16 protein-coding genes are annotated in these 18318 nt (G+C 64.1%); 5 read left to right on the top strand and 11 right to left on the bottom strand.

Going from position 1 to position 18318, the window contains the following annotated elements; all coding sequences use genetic code 11:
• Position 1: 1 nt before the first annotated feature.
• On the bottom strand, positions 2–808 hold the full coding sequence (locus LI72_RS17740; RefSeq protein ID WP_052130211.1) for a ThuA domain-containing protein: 807 nt from the start codon (positions 806–808) through the stop codon (positions 2–4).
• 83 nt (positions 809–891) lie between these two features.
• Here LI72_RS17740 and LI72_RS17735 point away from each other — a divergent pair, with 83 nt between their 5' ends.
• Complete coding sequence (locus tag LI72_RS17735) at positions 892–1965, top strand: LacI family DNA-binding transcriptional regulator (protein ID WP_033927296.1); 1074 nt, start codon at positions 892–894, stop codon at positions 1963–1965.
• A gap of 11 nt (positions 1966–1976) precedes the next feature.
• On the opposite strand, the gene LI72_RS17730 is transcribed toward LI72_RS17735, so the two are convergent.
• The 9 genes from LI72_RS17730 to LI72_RS17690 form a co-directional block, all read right to left on the bottom strand.
• On the bottom strand, positions 1977–3398 hold the full coding sequence (locus LI72_RS17730; protein WP_443018134.1) for a sugar porter family MFS transporter: 1422 nt from the start codon (positions 3396–3398) through the stop codon (positions 1977–1979).
• 15 nt (positions 3399–3413) lie between these two features.
• Positions 3414–4307 (bottom strand): SMP-30/gluconolactonase/LRE family protein, encoded by an 894-nt coding sequence (locus LI72_RS17725; protein ID WP_443018133.1) that lies wholly within the window; start codon positions 4305–4307, stop codon positions 3414–3416.
• Positions 4276–5055, bottom strand: a complete 780-nt coding sequence (locus LI72_RS17720; RefSeq protein WP_197051960.1) for an SDR family NAD(P)-dependent oxidoreductase — start codon at positions 5053–5055, stop codon at positions 4276–4278. Before LI72_RS17720 ends, LI72_RS17725 begins: the two co-directional genes overlap by 32 nt.
• On the bottom strand, positions 5052–6182 hold the full coding sequence (locus LI72_RS17715; RefSeq protein WP_033927293.1) for a fumarylacetoacetate hydrolase family protein: 1131 nt from the start codon (positions 6180–6182) through the stop codon (positions 5052–5054). The genes LI72_RS17720 and LI72_RS17715 overlap by 4 nt, the downstream gene beginning before the upstream one ends.
• Positions 6183–6405: 223 nt before the next feature.
• The gene (locus LI72_RS17710; RefSeq protein ID WP_033927292.1) at positions 6406–6660 is read right to left on the bottom strand and encodes a DUF2442 domain-containing protein; all 255 of its coding nucleotides are present in this window, start codon (positions 6658–6660) and stop codon (positions 6406–6408) included.
• A complete protein-coding gene (locus LI72_RS17705; protein WP_231562523.1) occupies positions 6644–6874 on the bottom strand; it encodes a DUF4160 domain-containing protein in 231 nt (76 codons plus the stop codon). The genes LI72_RS17710 and LI72_RS17705 overlap by 17 nt, the downstream gene beginning before the upstream one ends.
• Positions 6864–7178, bottom strand: a complete 315-nt coding sequence (locus LI72_RS17700; RefSeq protein ID WP_052130207.1) for a DUF2442 domain-containing protein — start codon at positions 7176–7178, stop codon at positions 6864–6866. The genes LI72_RS17705 and LI72_RS17700 overlap by 11 nt, the downstream gene beginning before the upstream one ends.
• A 257-nt stretch (positions 7179–7435) precedes the next feature.
• A complete protein-coding gene (locus LI72_RS17695; RefSeq protein ID WP_033927340.1) occupies positions 7436–8488 on the bottom strand; it encodes a ribonucleotide-diphosphate reductase subunit beta in 1053 nt (350 codons plus the stop codon).
• Positions 8489–8641: 153 nt separating this feature from the next.
• Positions 8642–10501, bottom strand: coding sequence for a ribonucleoside-diphosphate reductase subunit alpha (locus tag LI72_RS17690; RefSeq protein WP_231562525.1), 1860 nt, complete (start codon positions 10499–10501; stop codon positions 8642–8644).
• A gap of 711 nt (positions 10502–11212) precedes the next feature.
• Between LI72_RS17690 and LI72_RS17685 the strand changes: the two genes are divergently transcribed.
• Positions 11213–12736: a fumarate hydratase gene (locus LI72_RS17685; RefSeq protein ID WP_033927289.1), complete on the top strand. Its 1524-nt coding sequence runs from the start codon at positions 11213–11215 to the stop codon at positions 12734–12736.
• A gap of 78 nt (positions 12737–12814) precedes the next feature.
• Here LI72_RS17685 and LI72_RS17680 read toward each other — a convergent pair whose 3' ends face one another.
• Entirely contained in the window at positions 12815–13831 is a 1017-nt protein-coding gene (locus LI72_RS17680) for an MlaA family lipoprotein (protein ID WP_033927288.1), read from the bottom strand.
• Positions 13832–14047: 216 nt separating this feature from the next.
• Between LI72_RS17680 and recN the strand changes: the two genes are divergently transcribed.
• Genes recN through ligA form a run of 3 tightly spaced genes read left to right on the top strand, consistent with a single transcriptional unit; the run spans position 14048 to position 18304 of the window.
• The gene (gene recN, locus LI72_RS17675) at positions 14048–15709 is read left to right on the top strand and encodes a DNA repair protein RecN (protein WP_033927287.1); all 1662 of its coding nucleotides are present in this window, start codon (positions 14048–14050) and stop codon (positions 15707–15709) included.
• Positions 15709–16224, top strand: coding sequence for a hypothetical protein (locus LI72_RS20135; protein WP_156139692.1), 516 nt, complete (start codon positions 15709–15711; stop codon positions 16222–16224). Before recN ends, LI72_RS20135 begins: the two co-directional genes overlap by 1 nt.
• A 22-nt stretch (positions 16225–16246) precedes the next feature.
• Positions 16247–18304, top strand: coding sequence for an NAD-dependent DNA ligase LigA (gene ligA, locus LI72_RS17670; RefSeq protein WP_033927286.1), 2058 nt, complete (start codon positions 16247–16249; stop codon positions 18302–18304).
• Positions 18305–18318 lie beyond the last annotated feature (14 nt).

The raw sequence follows: 18318 nt of genomic DNA, 5'->3' as shown, positions 1-18318 counted from the left end.
GTCAGCAGCGTTTGCCGGCGGCCCAATCGATCGCGTTGCCGATCAGCCTGCGATGCAGCGGCTCGGCATAGCTTTGCGCCTGATGGCCCAGCGCCGAGAACACCGATCGGCCCTTCGCGACGCAGCGGGTCCAGACGATCGGATGCACCGTGCCCATCCGCTGCTCGGCGGCCGGACGGTAGCTCGCCTCGTCGAGCGTCGCGAGGATGCGCGTGCCCTGGTCGGTTGGCACCTTGTCGAACGCATACCATTCCTCGGTGCGGGTCCATTTGACCGGAATGCCGCGCATTACCCGGTGCCTGGGCTCGGTGACATCGATGTCGCCCTGCTGGAACTGATCGGGCTTCGACGTGTGACCGATGAAGCGCACGCCCAGCAGCGCGTCGCGATACCATGCCCAGTCGTAGGTGTGGTCACCGCCCGCGCCGTGGAGCAGCACCACTCCGCCACCCTTTTCCACCCAATCGCGAAACGCTTTGCGCTGCGCATCGGTGAAGATGTTGCCGCTGTTCGAATTGAGCACGACAACGCGGAATTTCGCCAGATCGCGCGGATTCATGATCGCGGCATTCTCTGTCGCGAACACGTCGCGCCCGCCTTGTCTGACGATGTCCTGCACCGCCTGCGTGGCGGCGACGATCTGCTCGTCGTCGCGAAACCCGTTGGTCTTGGACAGCACCATTACCGCACCGCGCTTGAGGGGCGGCAGCGGCGGCGCGACCTCGTCCATCACCGGTGTCGGCCAGTATTTGGGGTTCTTGACATAGGGCGCCTGTTGCAGTGCCAGCGCCAGCAGAATCTCGATCATATCTCGCCTTTCCATTTGACTGCGTTTATTGGGCGCTCAACGGCCCATCGATCGAAGGCCAGTCCCGTTCTGAAAGACAGTGCATGAAAGAACCTCGCGGCCCCCGGCGTCAGCGCAATGTCCCGACGATCAGCGATGTGGCGGCGCACGCGGGTGTCTCGCCCATGACGGTGAGCCGGGTGATCAACGGCGAAACCAATGTCCGGCAGGAAACCCGCAGGCGTGTGGAAGAGGCGATTGCCGCGCTCAATTATGCACCCAATGCCGCGGCGCGCACCTTGGCGGGCGGCGATGACATCCGCATCGGCCTGCTGCACTCCAACCCGTCCTTTGCCTATCTCAGCGAGTTTCTGGTTGGCAGCCTCGATCAGGCGAGCCGCAGCAACGTGCATCTGGTCGTCGAAAAGTGCGACGAGGATGGTGGCGGTGCAGCGGCGATCGATCATCTGCTGCGCGGCCGGATCGACGGCGTGGTGCTGCCCCCGCCGCTTTCGGATTCGGTGCCTATCCTGACCGCGCTCGAGGAGCGCGGCATACCGGTTGTCGCCGTGGCCACCGGCCGGGCCCCCGAGTGGGCGCTTTCGGTCAGCATCGACGACCGCCGGGCGGCCGAAGACATGACGCGGCACCTGGTGAAGCTGGGGCATGTGCGCATCGGCTTCATCACCGGCAATCCCAACCAGACCGCAAGTGCCGAGCGGCTCGAAGGCTATCGCACGGCGCTGCGCGAGGCGGGACTGGCGCTGGATACGGATCTGGTCGCCGAGGGCATGTTCACCTATCGCTCGGGCCTGGATGCCGCAGAGCAGCTGCTCGACCAGGCCGATCCGCCCACCGCGATCTTTGCCGCCAATGACGATATGGCAGCGGCGACGGTGGCGATCGCGCATCGCAAGGGGCTGGATGTGCCCGGCGATCTGACGGTGTGCGGTTTCGACGATACCGCGCTGGCGACCACGATCTGGCCAGAGCTGACCACCATCCGCCAGCCGGTGATCGAGATGTCGCGCCAGGCGGTGGAATTGCTGGTGCGCACCATTCGGGGCGGCAAGGCGGAGGATCATGCCGCGCAGCATGTGCTCGCCGATTACACGCTGATCCGCCGGCAGTCCGACGCGGCCCCGCGTCGTCGCCCGACGACGCGCAAGCCGCGCTGACCGCTGGTCCATCAGCCTGCCATGTCTTCCAGTTCGACACCGCGCGTTTCGACCACCATCTTGCGCACGAAGAAGAACGAGATCGCCGCGAAGAAGGCATAGCCCATATAGGTGAAGGCGAGCCCCGGTGATGCGGCCAGCGACGGGAAGCTGACCGAAATCGCGGCATTGGCGATCCATTGCGCAAAGCCCGCCACCGCCAGGCCTGATCCGCGGATCTGGTTGGGGAACATCTCGCCCAGCATCACCCACATGATCGGGCCCCAGCTCAGGTTGAAGAAGATCACGTAGAGGTTCGCGGCGATCAGCGCGATCACGCCATTGTTGCCCGGCAGCGAAACCGCGCCGTCCGCGCCGGTGACCGCAGTCGAGAACGCATAGGCGACGACCGCGAGCGTGACTGCCATGCCGGCAGAGCCGATCAGCAGCAGCGGCTTGCGGCCGATGCGGTCGACCAGCAGGATCGTCGCCAGGCACGCGCCGATCGAGAGCACGCCCGACAGGATGTTGGTCTGCAGCGCGTAATCTTCCGAAAAGCCGACCGCTTCCCACAGCGCCGCACCATAATAGAACACGACGTTGATGCCGACGAACTGCTGGAAGATCGCAAGCCCGATGCCGGTCCAGACGATCGGACGGATCTTGCCCGAGCTCTTGTCGATGAGGTCGGACAGACGTGCGCGGTGATGGTCGGTGGCCAGGCTGCCACGAATTTCGACAACCTTTCGGTCGGCCTCGGCGGTGCCGAACAGGCGTGCCAGCACGGTGTGCGCCTCTGCCTCTCGGCCGCGCGCCATCAGATAGCGCGGGCTTTCCGGGATCACCAGCAGGGCCAGGCCATAGATCGCAGCGGGGATGGCCTGTAGCCAGAACATCCAGCGCCAGGCGGGATAGCCCATCCAGAATTCCGCCGTCGAACCGCCGGCATAGCGGGCGAGCGCGAAGTTGGCGACGAACGCGCCGGTGAGACCGGTGATGATCATCACCTGCTGCACGCTCGACAGTCGGCCGCGGATGTTCGCAGGCGTCACTTCGGAGATATAGACTGGCGAAATGACGCTGGCGGCGCCCACGCCGAGGCCGCCGATGATCCGCGCGATGATGAAGATGATCGATGACGAGGCGGCACCCGCCAGCAGGGCGCTGACGAGGAACAGCACGGCAGATAGCAGCATCACGCCGCGACGGCCGATGCGGTCCGCCATGCGTCCGGCGCCGAAGGCACCGATGGCAGAGCCCACCAGGATCGCGCCGACATTGACGCCGATGCCGAACTTGCCGAGGTCGAACGCGCTTTCCAGCCCCTTCTGGGTGCCGTTGATCACGCCCGAATCATACCCGAACATGAACCCGCCGATGGTCGCCACCGCGACGATCGCGATGATGAACCCGATGTTGACCTGCCCTTCGGCCGTCTCCGCCACAGATGCCATTTTCCCTGCTCCTCCCTATATTTTGGCCGGTACCACCGGCAGGCCGGCAACGCCGGGGTCGAATGCGAACAGATGGCCTGCCAGCGGTTGCGCGTCCAGCGCCGCTGCGTCCAGGCCCTTGCGCGCGGTAGTCGCGTAGGCGGTGTTAAGACCCTCGCCGCCAAAGGCAATCTTGGTGACATTGGCGACGGGGAAACGCACCGTGTGCATCAGCCTGCCTGCCGGGTCGTAGCGCCGCACGCCCCAGCCGCTGTACAGCGCAATCCACAGGCAGCCGTCGGCATCGATCACCGAACCATCGGGATAGCCTGCGCCGTCCTCAATCACGACATGGCGTTCGGGGGTGCCAAGCGTGCCATCAGCGTCGATCTCCACCCGCCAGATCGTCTTGCCCAGCGTGTCTGTATGATAGAGCGTGCGCGCGTCGGCGCTGATCGCAGGGCCATTGGTGATGGCGACGGGCGGCAGGCCGGTATCGCGGCAGGTGCCCGCATCGCAGCGATAGAGCCGCCCGGTCTTGAGCGCCTCGCCATCATCCATGCTGCCGAACCACAACCGCCCGGTCGTATCGGTCGCAGCATCGTTCAGCCGGTTGCCGGGATGATCGGGCTCCGGATCGTGGAGCAGCGCAAACTGGCCGCTGGTAGGATCGAACCGGTGCAGCCCGGTCTTGACCCCTGCGATCATGTCGCCGTTGGCGGTGGGGAGCACCCAGCCGACCTGATCGGTCGCATTCCAGTGCCGGTGAGAGCCATCCCCGGGGGCGTAGCGATGCACGCGCTTGCCCTTGATATCGACGAACCACAGTGCACTGTCATGCCAGACCGGGCCCTCGCCCAGGGTGCACGCCGCAGCCAGCACCGAGGTCACGGTCATGTCAGCGCCACCCGGCATCGATGAAATACTCATGGCCGGTGCACATCCGCGCATCATCCGACGCCAGGAACAGCGCCAGCGCCGCGACATCGTGCGGCTGGATCCGTTCGCTCAGGCACTGGGATGCGACGATCTCCGCCTCGCCTTCGGGGGTATACCACATCTGCTGCCGGGGCGTCTGGACATTGCCCGGGACGATGGTGGTGACGCGGATGTTGTCACGCCCCAGATCGCGCGCCAGCCCGCGGGTCATGCCCTCGATCGCGGCCTTCGCGGTCTGGTACAGCACCAGATCGGGCAGGCCCAGATGCCAGCTGATCGACCCGAAATTGATGATCGCCCCGCCGCCTGCAGCCTGCATCGCGGGAACGACGGCCTGTGCGGTGAAGAACAGGTGACGCAGGTTGGTCGCCATGCGCTCGTCCCAATAGGCCGGGGTCACCTCCATCACGGCATGACGATCGTCATTGGCCGCGTTGTTGAGCAGCACATCGATGCCGCCCAGCTGGTCTATGACCGTATCCATGCAGGCCTTGAGCGCATCGAGGTCGCGCAGGTCGCAGCTGTGATAATGCGTGCCCGGTATCCGGTCTGCCAGTGCCGTTCCGGCATCGTCATCCACATCCAGAAATGCGATCGTCGCGCCCTGGCGTGCAAACTGCTCGACCAGGGCTGCGCCGATGCCGCTCGCGCCTCCGGTGATCAGCACGCGCTTGCCCGCCAGGCTGGGATAGATCGCAGGCTCGGTTCCAGCCTTTACAGCCCCCATCTGTGTCATCATGCCCCCTGCAGCAGGCCGCGCGCGGCCAGATTGTTCATCAGCGCCCCGATCCCCATTTGCCAGGGGGCTGCATCCTTTGACGTGACGACGCGGTTCACCAGCCGGCCCAGCCGGGAGTTCTCGATGGCCACCGTGTCGCCGACCTTGTGGGTAAACCCGCGGCCGGGCTCGTCGCGATCCTCGACCGGCGCGAACAGCGTGCCCATGAACAGCACGAAGCCATCGGGATACTGATGCTCGCTCAGCGTCTGGCGCACCAGATCCAGCGGATCGCGGCTGATCTCGCGCATGTTGCTCTGGCCGTGCAGCACAAAGCCGTCCTCGCCCTGGATCGTCAGCCCGATTTCGGCCTGGCGGACGTCGTCGATCGTGTAGCCCGCGTCGAACAGGCGGACCAGCGGGCCGAGCGCGCACGAGCCGTTGTTGTCCTTGGCCTTGCCCAGCAGCAGCGCCGAGCGGCCCTCGAAATCGCGCAGATTCACGTCATTGCCCAGCGTCGCGCCCACCGGCTGTCCGGCGCTGTTGACCAGCAGGGCGACCTCGGGTTCCGGATTGTTCCAGTGCGAATCGGACCGGATACCGATCTCGGCATCCGCGCCGACCGACGCGAGCACGGGGGCCTTGGTGAACACCTCGGCATCGGGGCCGATGGCGACTTCCAGATATTGCGACCACAGGCCATCCTCGATCAGCGCCGATTTGAGCGCGGCGGCTTCGGGCGATCCGGGAGAGACCGAGCGGATCGAGCCGCCGATGCGCGATTCGAGCCGTTCGCGGATCGCGGCAGCGGCGTTCCAGTCGCCCCGCGCCCGCTCCTCGATCACCCGCTCGATTGCCGAGACCGCAAAGGTGACGCCGCAGGCCTTGACGCACTGCAGATCGACCGGAGCCAGCAGGCGGGTCTCGTCGAGCGAAAAGCGCCCGAGATTGCGTCCGCCCGCGCCGGTGAAATCGCCGCGTTCGACCAAGGCCGAAACGGTCGGTGCCACGTCAGCCATGTCGTAAAGATCGCCGTGCACCACCAGGATGGGGCTGGGCCCTGCATCCGTGAGCATCCGCCCGACGAACACGCCGGTGGTCCAGTCATCGGGCAAAGCCGACCGGTTGTGTTGGGTTACCCCCTCCATATGCAAACCTTCTGTTTTCTGATAGCGCTACCATCACGGTTTTGATGACGATGTCAAGCGCGCAACATGGGGTATGTGTGGAGGGGGCGATTCGGCGCGATAGCGCAGGGATTTCTGCCGCCTCAGGGCGACCCGTTCTTGCCCCAGCCGAACCGGCTGCTGGCCTTTCAGGCGACGTCGCGGCCCATGGCGGGCAGCGCGATGGCTATGCGGAACGCGAACCTCAGGCGGCGCGCTTGCCGGGACGGGTCATGTCACCTTGCCCGGCCAGCAGACCAGCAATGGAAATATCCTCGTCAATCTCGTCCCAATGGATGCCATCGGGGCTGAGAAAAAAGTCTTCCCGTTGTGCTGTCGTGGCGCGCACAAGCCTTGGAAACCACGCCAGGGGAATTCCCAACGTCCGGCCATCTTCCAGCTCAACCCACATCTGCGCGTCATCGAAGCGGACTGATTTGGGGCTAGGAGAAAAAGTCATTCCACGCGTCCTCGAATTCTTCGACATGCTGTTCGACAAGGGTCTGCAATCGGGCAATGGTCCGCGCATCGAAGCCGCGATTATAGGCCAGTTCAACCTGAGGCGACAGCCAGAATTTCAGCGTGGCACCGGGTCGCGACACGTGAATATGCACCGGCTCACGCGGGTCGCCTTCGTTGGCGAAGAAGTGGAAGCGGAAACCTTTATGGCGCAAGACGACTGGCATGGCAGGCTTCGCCCCGATTGGTGTCTTTCCTCAAGGTTCTCAGGCCGCCTGACGCTTGAGCAGACCTGCCGCCCAGGGTCCATGGCGCAAGTTCAAGGCCATTGGGCCAGGCCAGCGGGCCATTGTCGATAAAGGCTTTGGCAAAAGCGTTAGGATCGCGCAGCGGCATGATCAGCGGCGTGTCCTTGCTGCCGAGCAAATCGGCCGCGTCCCAGATGCCCGTCGTGCCATCGGAAAAGCTTAGGCTCAGACGCAGATCGCCGACAGGCTTGCAGCTGGAGAGCTTGATCATCGAAATCTGCTCCGGGTACGAGCTTTACGTATAGCAGATCGACGCCATGCTTACCAATTGGCCATCAGTTTTTGTGAAGGCGCATGATTTATCGCTGTGCAATCCGCTGCATTGTGATTGGCAAAAAACCGCGACAGGGCGATCCCTCGCAATGCGAAACGGTGCGAGACACCCTTGGCAGGCCGCGTAAAAAAAGGGGCGGCGCAAGACCATGATGTCTTTGCGCCGCCCCATAACAGAACTCTTAAAGGCGGTGGTTACTCCGCAGCGATGCCCGCCTGCTTGAACATGTCCTCGCCATCGTCGATCACCGCAGCCTCGTTCGCCGCGCCCTTCTTCTGGCGCTTGTCGAACGCGCTCCATACGTCGTTCCAGTTGCCGCGGGTGGCGCCCTTGGAATATTCGGTGGCGCGGGTTTCGAAGAAGTTGGCGTGTTCGACACCGTTGAGCAGCGGCGCGAGCCACGGCAGCGGGTGGTCCTCGATCATGTACACCGGGGCAAAGCCCAGCTGGCCCAGACGCCAGTCGGCGATGTAGCGGATGTAGCGCTTGATCTCCTTGGCGGTCATGCCGTGGACGGGGCCGTCCTGGAAAGCCAGATCGATGAACGCATCTTCCAGCCGCACCGTCTTCTGGCAGCAGTCGATGATGTCTTCCTTGACGGCCTTGGTGAGGCAGCCGCGCTCGGCGCAGAACGCGTGGAACAGCTTGGTGATGCCCTCGCAGTGCAGGCTTTCGTCGCGCACCGACCAACTGACGATCTGGCCCATGCCCTTCATCTTGTTGAAGCGCGGGAAGTTCATCAGCATCGCGAAGCTGGCGAACAGCTGCAGCCCTTCGGTAAAGCCGCCGAACATCGCCAGCGTGCGCGCGATATCTTCGTCATTGTCGACGCCGAATTCGGACAGATAATCGTGCTTGGCCTTCATTTCCTCATATTCGAGGAACATGCCGTACTCGCTTTCGGGCATGCCGATGGTGTCGAGCAGATGGCTGTAGGCGGCGATGTGCACGGTTTCCATGTTCGAAAACGCGGTCAGCATCATCTTGACCTCGGTCGGCTTGAACACCCGGCCGTAGTTTTCGTGATAGCAGTTCTGCACCTCGACATCGGCCTGGGTGAAGAAGCGGAAGATCTGCGTGAGCAAGGTGCGCTCGTGCTCGGTCAGCTTCTGCGCCCAGTCGCGGCAATCCTCGCCCAGAGGCACTTCCTCGGGCATCCAGTGAATCTGCTGCTGACGCTTCCAGAAATCATAGGCCCAGGGATATTCGAAGGGCTTGTACTGGGTGCGGGCTTCGAGAAGGGACATGTCGGGCTCCTTTGGCCCCGCTCCCATGAGGAGTTGAGGGGCACTGACGGGTTTAAATCTGGTCGGTAAAGATACGGGCGCGGGCCGCCGCAGATGCAGTCCAGTCCCGCCGCATTCCCCGGATCAGGTCCGGGGAACGGGGCAGAAGGTGCATTACTGGCAGGCCAGGCATTCGTCGTAATCCGTCGTTTCGCCCAGCTCGAACTTGGGCGCTTCGATGGTGTTGTCGGCCTCGACGCCGCCGGCAAAGCCTGCGCGCTGGACGGACTTCGAGCGCAGGTAATAGAGCGACTTGATGCCCAGTTCCCATGCGCGGAAGTGCAGCATCAAGAGGTCCCATTTGTCGACATCGGCGGGGATGAACAGGTTCAGCGACTGCGCCTGATCAATATACGGCGTGCGGTCGGCGGCCAGTTCGAGCAGCCAGCGCTGGTCGATCTCGAAGCTGGTCTTGAACGCGTCCTTTTCTTCCGCGCTCAGGAAATCGAGATGCTGGACGCTGCCGCCCTTTTCCAGAATCGTGTTCCACACATTGGTCGAATCCTTCGACTTTTCGCGCAGCAGCTTTTCGAGATACGGGTTCTTGACCACGAAGCTGCCCGAGAGCGTCTTGTGGGTATAGATGTTCGCCGGGATCGGCTCGATGCACGCCGAGGTGCCGCCGCAGATGATCGAGATCGACGCGGTCGGCGCAATCGCCATCTTGCAGCTGAACCGCTCCATCACGCCCTGATCGGCAGCATCCGGGCAGGGGCCGCGTTCCTTGGCGAGCATCATCGAGGCTTCGGAGGCCTTGGCCGCGATATGCTTGAAGATCTTCATGTTCCATGACTTGGCGAGCGCGGATTCAAAGCCGAGACCGCGCGCCTGCAGGAACGAGTGGAAGCCCATCACGCCCATGCCGACCGAACGTTCGCGCATCGCGCTGTAGCGGGCGCGTGCCATTTCGGGCGGGGCGCGGTCGATATAGTCCTGCAGCACGTTGTCGAGGAAGCGCATCACGTCCTCGATGAACAGCTTGTCGTCGTGCCACTGGTCCCAGGTTTCGATGTTGAGCGACGACAGACAGCACACCGCGGTGCGGTCGTTGCCCAGGTGATCGCGGCCCGTGGGCAACGTGATTTCGCTGCACAGGTTCGAGGTCGAGACCTTGAGGCCCAGCTCGCGGTGGTGCGCGGGCATCATGCGGTTCACGGTGTCGTTGAACACGATATAGGGCTCGCCGGTGGCAAGGCGGGTTTCAACGAGCTTCTGGAACAGTGCGCGCGCGTTGACGGTTCCGCGAACGCTGCCATCCTTGGGGCTCTTGAGGTTGAAGTCCGCGCCGTCGCGCACCGCTTCCATGAATTCGTCGGTCAGCAGCACGCCATGGTGCAGGTTCAGCGCCTTGCGGTTGAAGTCGCCGGAGGCCTTGCGGATTTCGAGGAACTCCTCGATTTCCGGGTGCGACACGTCGAGATAGCACGCCGCCGAACCACGCCGCAGCGAGCCTTGGCTGATCGCGAGCGTGAGCGAATCCATCACGCGGACGAACGGAATGATGCCGCTGGTCTTGCCGTTGAGGCCGACCGGCTCGCCGATGCCGCGCACATTGCCCCAATAGGTGCCGATGCCGCCGCCGCGCGAGGCCAGCCAGACGTTCTCGTTCCAGGTGTTGACGATGCCTTCCAGGCTGTCGTCGACGCTGTTGAGATAGCAGCTGATCGGCAGACCGCGACCCGTGCCGCCGTTCGACAGCACCGGGGTGGCGGGCATGAACCACAGCTTAGAGATGTAATCGTACAGCCGCTGGGCGTGCGCCTGATCGTCGGCATAGGCATCGGCGACGCGTGCGAACAGGTCCTGATAGGATTCGCCGGGCAGCAGATAACGGTCTTCCAGCGTTTCCTTACCGAAATCGGTCAGCAGCGCATCGCGGCTGGCGTCGGTCACGACATGGAAGCGGCGTGCCTCGACGGTCTTGCTGTCGCGCACGTCGGCGGGCTGGGCGGCGGCGGCCTGCGTTGCTGCCATCGCGATCAACGCCAGTTCATCGACGCTCGCGGCGCCCGTTGCCACACCCGTGCCGGCCTTTTCGGCTGCGTCCAGTACATCTGCTTCACCCATATCGATTGCGCTACCCTTGGTATCTCTGAAATCCATGACGCCCCCATATTGATCGTTACGTGCGGAGTTTTGTTCCGCAATTGTTCGAGTCGGGGCGCAAGCGTCCCGTATAGCATCTTGTCGGGCTTCGCGGGGGAAAACTTATCCCCAACAGAAGGTCAAAACAGGGTCAAAAACCCTTGACGCGAAGGCCACTGTCTGCCCCCGCGCTGTCTTGTACCCACTGTTCTTGGTATGCCCCAGCCGCGTACCCCACTACCTATAGTGGCGGATCCTGATTCCGACGCAAGAGGGTAAATGGTTAATTTACATCACCATTCGTCGCGTGTGGGATTCCATTCGTCGCACATGGTATACCGTTCACACGGCGCGACGCGCGGTAAAAAGCCGCCCCGAAAAATCGCAAGAGGGCAAATCGCCCTTGCCCACAATTTCCTCTCCACAGACTTGTGCACGGCAATTTGGGGGCTGTGGACAGGTGCCGGCATGGTGGTCATGGCCAGGCCGAAACACATTCCCTTGTGCGTCGGCTTGCGATAGCGTGGCGGGAGCAATAGAGACGGTCGCACTTCATCCGCCAGCGCCTTTGAGAGCGCGTTTCGTACCCGGGGGAATGCCATGACCGTGACCATCAAAGCCGCCGATCTGATCGAAAGCGTCGCCGACGCGCTGCAGTTCATCAGCTATTACCACCCGATGGATTACATCCGTGCGCTGGGCGAGGCTTATGAGGCAGAGCAGTCGCCCGCCGCCAAGGATGCGATCGCGCAGATCCTGACCAACAGCCGGATGTGCGCGGAAGGGCATCGCCCGATCTGCCAGGATACCGGCATCGTCAACGTGTTCGTCAAATGGGGCATGGATTGCCGCCTCGATGATACCTCGCGCTCGCTGCAGGAAATCGTCGACGAGGGCGTGCGCCGGGCGTACCTGCACCCGGACAACAAGCTGCGCGCCTCGGTGCTCGCCGACCCCGCCTTCACCCGCCGCAACACCAAGGACAATACCCCTTGTGTCTTGCATGTCGAAATGGTGCCGGGCCATCACGTGCATGTCGATGTCGCGGCCAAGGGTGGCGGCAGCGAGAACAAGTCGAAGTTCAAGATGATGAACCCCAGCGACAACATCGTCGACTGGGTGCTCGAGATGATCCCGCAGATGGGGGCAGGCTGGTGCCCGCCGGGAATGCTCGGCATCGGCATTGGCGGCACGGCGGAGCACGCGGTGCTGCTCGCCAAGAAGGCGCTGATGGACCCGATCGACATGGGGCCGCTGAAGGCGCGCGGGCCCAAGACCGATGTCGAGGCGATGCGGATCGAGATCTTCGATAAGGTCAACGCATTGGGCATCGGCGCGCAGGGGCTCGGCGGCCTCTCGACCATTCTCGACGTCAAGATCATGGATGCGCCCTGCCATGCTGCGGGCAAGCCGGTGGCGATGATCCCCAATTGCGCTGCGACCCGCCACGCGCATTTCTCGCTCGACGGCTCGGGCCCGGCGTATCTCGAGGCACCCAAGCTCGACGAATGGCCGGACGTCAACTGGACGCCCGACAAGGCCGCGATCCGCGTCGATCTCGATAACCTCACGCCAGAAGTGGTGCAGAGCTGGAAGCAGGGCGACCGGCTGCTGCTCAACGGCAAGATGCTCACCGGGCGTGATGCTGCGCACAAACGGATCCAGGACATGCTGGCCAAGGGCGAACAGCTGCCGGTCGAGTTCCGTGGCCGCGTGATCTATTATGTCGGCCCGGTCGATCCGGTGGGCGAGGAGATCGTCGGCCCCGCCGGCCCCACCACCGCGACGCGGATGGACAAGTTCACCCGCATGATGCTCGAACAGGGCCTGCTCGCGATGGTCGGCAAGGCCGAACGCGGACCCGCCGCGGTCGAGGCGATCCGCGACCACAAGAGCGCCTATCTGATGGCGGTCGGCGGCGCGGCCTATCTGGTCGCACGTGCGATCAAGGGCTCGGAAGTCGTGGGCTTCCATGATCTGGGGATGGAAGCGATCTACGAGTTCGAGGTCAGCGACTTCCCGGTGACCGTCGCGGTCGACAGCGAAGGCAACAACGTCCACCAGCTCGCGCCGCTGGTGTGGAAGGAGCGGATCGCGAAAGAGGGGCTGTTGCAGGGGGCGTGATGGCGGAGGGGGTGCGCCGCTTTGCGCCCACCCCCGCTCAGGCTGAGTGGACGTTGTAGGTCCGCCGCTGCCCGCCTCTCAATACCCGCCCACGGCCATGCAATTGATGCCGGGAGCCATCGGCACGATCGGCGTCACCGGGACGATCACGCTGCGGCCCGTGCCCGGATTGACGAACGGCAGTTCGCCATCGGGATATTGCACCTGTCCGCGCAATGCGTCGATCTCGGCCTGGCGGCGGCGCAGGTAGAAATCGCGCGCATCGATATACGGATCCTTGCTCTGGGTGCGCAGCGCGTTGAGCTGTTCGTCGATCTGGATCCGCCCCTGCAGCGCGCTCAGCGTCGCGGCGGGAAGCGTGAAATAGGGGTTGTTGAACGGTGCGCCGACCGCGGTCGGCAGCAGCAATCCGTCGATGGTGCCGCCGATGAGATCGCGCACCGTGGTCGGGCCGATCAGCGGCAGGAACAGATAGGCGCCCGGCTCGACGCCATAATAGCCCAGGGTGTTGGCAAAGCCGTTGCGGCGATAGGGCAGCTTGAACGGCTCGCGCTTGGCGACATCGAACAGCCCGCCAATGCCGATGGTGCTGTTGACCGCGAACCGCCCGACGGTTTCCGCCGCCTTGCCGGGCTTCAGCTGCAGCAGAAAGTTCAGCGCGACGATCGGCTCGGTGAGGTTGCGCAGGAAATTGCGCAGGCCGTGGCGGATCGGCTTGGGGATCGCATCCTTGTACGCCATCGCCACCGGGCCGACGAGCGCTTCATCGACATCCTGCACCACCTGAAACGACTGGGCGTTGAGCTGCAGCATGGGATCGCCCGGCTCGGAATCGGGCCGTGCCGTGACGACGATCGCGCCATCCTGCGAAGGTTGTGCGGGGGCGTCTGACGGCGCGATGGGTGCCGTGCCCAGGGGTGGCGTGGCCAGCGGGGCAGCTGCAGCAGGGCAGGGCGGCAGCGTGGTCACCGGCGGCGCATCCACCGTGATCGTCGTCAGCGGCTGCTCGGTGACGGGTACTGGCAGAGGTTCGGTGGCCGCGCCAGCCTGCATCGCAGAAAGGATCAGCGCCAGCGGCAGCGCAGCGAGGCTCATGATGTGGCCGTCGAGAGGGAAACAGGCAGGAAACCGGTCATAGCTGCGTCATGATCCTTGCGCATATCAGGCCCCACCATCGTGGCGCTATTGGCACCGCAGCGGCAAGTCAATGACAAGCGCGTGAAATGACACGCGCGCACGACCGGCACAAGGTGATGCAAGGGCCAAAAAGCCTGTTCCCAGATGTCCCCTGTATGTTCTAAAGCGTGATCCATGCTGCTGTCGCTTGCCATTCGTGACCTGGTGCTGATCGAGGCGCTCGACCTGGATTTCCATCGTGGCCTGGGCGTGCTGACCGGCGAGACCGGCGCGGGCAAGTCGATCCTGCTCGATGCTTTGGGCCTTGCGATGGGCGCGCGCGCCGACAGCGGGCTGGTGCGGCAGGGGGCCGAGCGCGCATTGGTGATCGCCGGGTTCGATATCACCGGCCACCAGGGCGTGGCGGCCATGCTCGACGCCAACGACATTTCGCAGGAGCCGGGCGAGCCGCTGCTGATCCGGCGGCAGGTGCGCGCCGATGGCGGCAGCCGCGCTTTCGTCAACGACCAGCCGGTGTCCGCAGGCCTGCTGCGTGACCTCGGCGTATTGCTGGTCGAAATCCATGGCCAGCATGACGATCGCGGGCTGATCAACCCCAAGGGGCACCGCGATCTGCTCGACAGCTTTGGCCGCTGCGATGTCGCAGGCGTGGCGGCGGCGTGGCGCGGCTGGCAGGCGGCCGAGCGCGCCTATGCCGATGCCAATGCCGCAATCGACACCGCGTTGCGCGACCGCGACCTGCTCGAACACAACCTCGCCGAACTCACCGCGTTCATGCCCCAGCCAGGCGAGGAGGCCGAGCTCGCGGGCGAGCGTGCGGCGATGCAGAAGGGCGAACGGCTGTCGGGCGATCTGTCCGATCTGTTCGAAACCTTCGAAGGGTCCAAGGGTGCGCTCGCGCAGCTGCGCGGCGCGGCGCGCAAGCTCGACCGGATCGCCGAGGAGCATCCGCTGCTCAACGAGGCGCTGGAGGCGCTAGACCGCTCGGTGATCGAGGCGGACGATGCCGAATCCAAGCTGCGCGCGGCAGCCGAAGCGCTGACCTATGATTCGGTGCGGCTCGACGAGATGGAACGCCGCCTGTTCGATCTGCGCGCGCTCGCCCGCAAGCACAATGTGGCAGGCGATGCGCTGCCCGATCTGCTGAAGCAGATGCAGGCAGACTGGGCCGCGCTCGAATCGGGCGGGGCCAACCTCACTGCGCTCGACAAGGCGCGCCACGCCGCAAAGGCCGCCTATGTCGCCGCCGCCGAGGCTTTGAGCGCAGCGCGGGCGAAGGCGGGCAAGGCGCTCGATGCGGCGGTGCAGGGCGAGCTGATCCCGCTCAAGCTCGATGCCGCGCGCTTCCGCACGCTCATCGACCCGCTCGACGAGTCGCGCTGGGGCGCATCGGGCATGGACCATGTCGAGTTCCTGATCTCGACCAACCCCGGCAGCGATTTTGCGCCGCTGATGAAGATTGCCTCGGGCGGCGAGCTCTCGCGCTTCATCCTGGCATTGAAGGTTGCGCTCGCCGAGCAGGGCGGGGCGGAAACGATGATCTTCGACGAGATTGACCGCGGCGTCGGCGGCGCGGTGGCCTCGGCGATCGGCGAGCGGCTGGCACGGCTCGCGCGCACCACGCAGCTGCTCGTCGTCACCCACTCGCCCCAGGTCGCCGCACGCGGCGCGCACCACCTGCTGATCGCCAAGACCTCGGACGGCACCGTTGCGCGCACCGGCGTCCGCCTGCTCGATGACGCCGACCGCAAGGAAGAGATCGCGCGCATGCTCTCCGGCGCGGAAATCACGCCCGAAGCGCGCGCGCAGGCGGACCGGTTGCTGGAGCGGGTGTGATGATGTGGAGAAACATTGTTATTGCGACCGTGTTTTGTGCGATGGTCATCGGACTGACGGTGGCGTTATCGAGCCCTCGGCTGGAGCGAGATGCGGCTGGAGCTGTGGCAGCAGCCATTGCCGAAAATTTTGGCGAATTTGTCAAAGTTGCGCCCCTGACGGGGGCTAGGCGCTCAGAAATTGACTCAGAGACATTGTGCCTCAATGCCAACGGCCAAGTTCAGGTAAAAGATGTGGCTCGTAAACTTGAAACGACCTTCCTCAGAGTTGTTCCAGAAAGTTTCTGCAAAAAGAAGGTTGTTGAAGGCGATTTCGGTATGTTTACGGCTATGACATATTACTACAATGAAAAAGAAATAAAGTCAGCACATCTTAAAATTGCTAAATTTGAATGTTCCTTAGATCGAAAATGTTCAGTAGATATAGATAAACTTGGATCAGGGATGCGATATAATTGTATTCAATCAGGTAAGGGTTGGAAGGTTGTTTCTAGTGATTTGCGTTGGGTTGTATGATCATCTGCTTTCACGGTGATATATGGCAGTTTTGACCGAAGCCGAAGTCGCGATTGAGTTGCAGCGGCTCGCGAAGAAGATCGCGCACCATAACCGGCGCTATCATGCCGAGGATTCGCCGGAGATTTCCGATGCGGATTATGATGCCTTGGTGCGGCGGAACAATGAGCTGGAAGCAGCCTTTCCGCATCTGATCCGCGCCGACAGCCCCAGCCGGATGGTGGGGGCGGCGGTCGAGGCGTCGCCGCTCATGAAGGTGCGGCATGAGCAGCGGATGATGAGCCTCGACAACGGCTTTTCGGATGAGGACATTGCCGAGTTCGTGGCAAGGGTGCGGCGCTATCTGGCACTGCCCGAGGGCGAGATGCTGGCGCTGACCGCCGAGGACAAGATCGACGGGCTGTCACTCTCGCTGCGTTATCAGGATGGCGTGCTGGTGCGCGCGGCGACGCGCGGCGATGGCGAGGTGGGCGAGGATGTCACCGCCAATGTGCGGATGATCGGCGATATTCCGCAGCGGCTGGAGGGGGGCATCATTCCCGCCGTCTTCGAGATCCGCGGCGAAGTCTATATGTCCAAACAGGACTTTACCGCGCTCAATGCTGCGCAGGCGGAGCGGGAGGAGAAGCTGTTCGCCAATCCCCGCAATGCCGCCGCAGGGTCGCTGCGCCAGAAGGACGCCAAGGTCACTGCCGCGCGTCCTTTGCGCTTCCTCGCGCATGGCTGGGGCGTGGCGAGCGAGGTTCCGGGCGATACGCAGCATGCGGTGGTGCAGGCGATCGCCGGCTGGGGCGTTCCGGTCTCGCCGCTGCTGCGACGGTTGGAAAGCCTGGAAGAGCTGCTCGCGCATTATCGCAGCATCGAGGCGCAGCGCGCCGACCTGCCCTATGATATCGACGGCGTGGTCTACAAGGTCGACCGGCTCGACTGGCAGGCGCGGCTGGGCTTTGTCGCCAAGGCGCCGCGCTGGGCTCTCGCCCACAAGTTCCCCGCCGAACGCGCCGAGACGACGCTGCAGGCGATCGACATTCAGGTCGGGCGCACCGGCAAGCTGACCCCGGTGGGCAGGCTGACCCCGGTCACCGTCGGCGGCGTGGTCGTCTCCAACGTCACGCTGCACAATCGCGACGAGATCGCACGGCTGGGCGTGCGCCCCGGCGACCGCGTCGTCGTCCAGCGCGCGGGTGATGTCATCCCGCAGGTGGTCGAGAACCTGACGCGCGATGAACCGCGCGAGCCTTATGCCTTCCCCGACCATTGCCCGGTGTGCGCCAGCGAAGCGGTGGCCGAAGAGGGCGAGGTCGATGTGCGCTGCACCGGCGGGCTGATCTGCGGTGCGCAGAAGCTCGAACGGCTGCGTCACTTCGTCAGCCGCGCCGCGCTCGATATCGATGGGCTGGGCGAGCGGACGATTGCCGAGTTTCTGGAAGCTGGGCTGATCGACCGGCCCGGCGACATCTTCCGCCTGAAGCAGCACCGCGCTGCCATTCTGGCGCGCGAGGGCTGGCAGGAAAAGTCGGTCGACAATCTGCTCGCCAGCATCGAGGCGCGGCGCGGCGCAGACCCCGGGCGGTTCCTGTTCGCGCTGGGCATCCGCCACGTCGGATCGGTCACCGCCAAGGATCTGGTCAAGGCCTTCGGCAGCGCCGAGGCGGTGGGCGCAATCGGGCACCGGCTGGCAGCGGGCGAGGTCGAGGCGGTCGCCGAGGTCACCAGCATCGACGGCATCGGCCCTGCGGTCGCCGAGGCGCTGGGCGATTTCTTCCATGAGCCGCACAATGCCGAACTGTTCGACGACCTGATCGCCGAAGTGCGGCCTGCCGCCTTCGTCTCGACCGCGCGCGAGACCGAATGGAGCGGCAAGACCATCGTGTTCACCGGCAAGCTCGAGACGATGAGCCGCGACGAGGCCAAGGCGCAGGCCGAACGGCTGGGGGCCAAGGCGGCGGGATCGATTTCGGCCAAGACCGATCTGCTGGTCGCAGGGCCGGGCGCAGGATCGAAGCTCAAAAAGGCCGCGGAACTGGGCGTGCGCGTGGTCGATGAGGCCGAATGGGCAGACATCATGCGCTCGGCCTGACCGGCGTGTCGAAT

Source organism: Sphingomonas sp. 35-24ZXX (assembly GCF_000786215.1).
GTDB lineage: Bacteria > Pseudomonadota > Alphaproteobacteria > Sphingomonadales > Sphingomonadaceae > Blastomonas.
The sequence above is the reverse complement of the archived record's forward strand: the minus strand, read 5'-3'. Positions and strand labels throughout refer to the sequence as shown.

What these genes read in the sequence shown, in the direction of transcription:
- LI72_RS17740 (WP_052130211.1), bottom strand. Translation starts at nt 808, where the DNA reads ATGATCGAGATTCTGCTGGCGCTGGCACTGCAACAGGCGCCCTATGTC.
- LI72_RS17735 (WP_033927296.1), top strand. Translation starts at nt 892, where the DNA reads ATGAAAGAACCTCGCGGCCCCCGGCGTCAGCGCAATGTCCCGACGATC.
- LI72_RS17730 (WP_443018134.1), bottom strand. Translation starts at nt 3,398, where the DNA reads ATGGCATCTGTGGCGGAGACGGCCGAAGGGCAGGTCAACATCGGGTTC.
- LI72_RS17725 (WP_443018133.1), bottom strand. Translation starts at nt 4,307, where the DNA reads ATGAGTATTTCATCGATGCCGGGTGGCGCTGACATGACCGTGACCTCG.
- LI72_RS17720 (WP_197051960.1), bottom strand. Translation starts at nt 5,055, where the DNA reads ATGATGACACAGATGGGGGCTGTAAAGGCTGGAACCGAGCCTGCGATC.
- LI72_RS17715 (WP_033927293.1), bottom strand. Translation starts at nt 6,182, where the DNA reads ATGGAGGGGGTAACCCAACACAACCGGTCGGCTTTGCCCGATGACTGG.
- LI72_RS17710 (WP_033927292.1), bottom strand. Translation starts at nt 6,660, where the DNA reads ATGACTTTTTCTCCTAGCCCCAAATCAGTCCGCTTCGATGACGCGCAG.
- LI72_RS17700 (WP_052130207.1), bottom strand. Translation starts at nt 7,178, where the DNA reads ATGATCAAGCTCTCCAGCTGCAAGCCTGTCGGCGATCTGCGTCTGAGC.
- LI72_RS17695 (WP_033927340.1), bottom strand. Translation starts at nt 8,488, where the DNA reads ATGTCCCTTCTCGAAGCCCGCACCCAGTACAAGCCCTTCGAATATCCC.
- LI72_RS17690 (WP_231562525.1), bottom strand. Translation starts at nt 10,501, where the DNA reads ATGGCAGCAACGCAGGCCGCCGCCGCCCAGCCCGCCGACGTGCGCGAC.
- LI72_RS17685 (WP_033927289.1), top strand. Translation starts at nt 11,213, where the DNA reads ATGACCGTGACCATCAAAGCCGCCGATCTGATCGAAAGCGTCGCCGAC.
- LI72_RS17680 (WP_033927288.1), bottom strand. Translation starts at nt 13,831, where the DNA reads ATGAGCCTCGCTGCGCTGCCGCTGGCGCTGATCCTTTCTGCGATGCAG.
- recN (WP_033927287.1), top strand. Translation starts at nt 14,048, where the DNA reads ATGCTGCTGTCGCTTGCCATTCGTGACCTGGTGCTGATCGAGGCGCTC.
- LI72_RS20135 (WP_156139692.1), top strand. Translation starts at nt 15,709, where the DNA reads ATGATGTGGAGAAACATTGTTATTGCGACCGTGTTTTGTGCGATGGTC.
- ligA (WP_033927286.1), top strand. Translation starts at nt 16,247, where the DNA reads ATGGCAGTTTTGACCGAAGCCGAAGTCGCGATTGAGTTGCAGCGGCTC.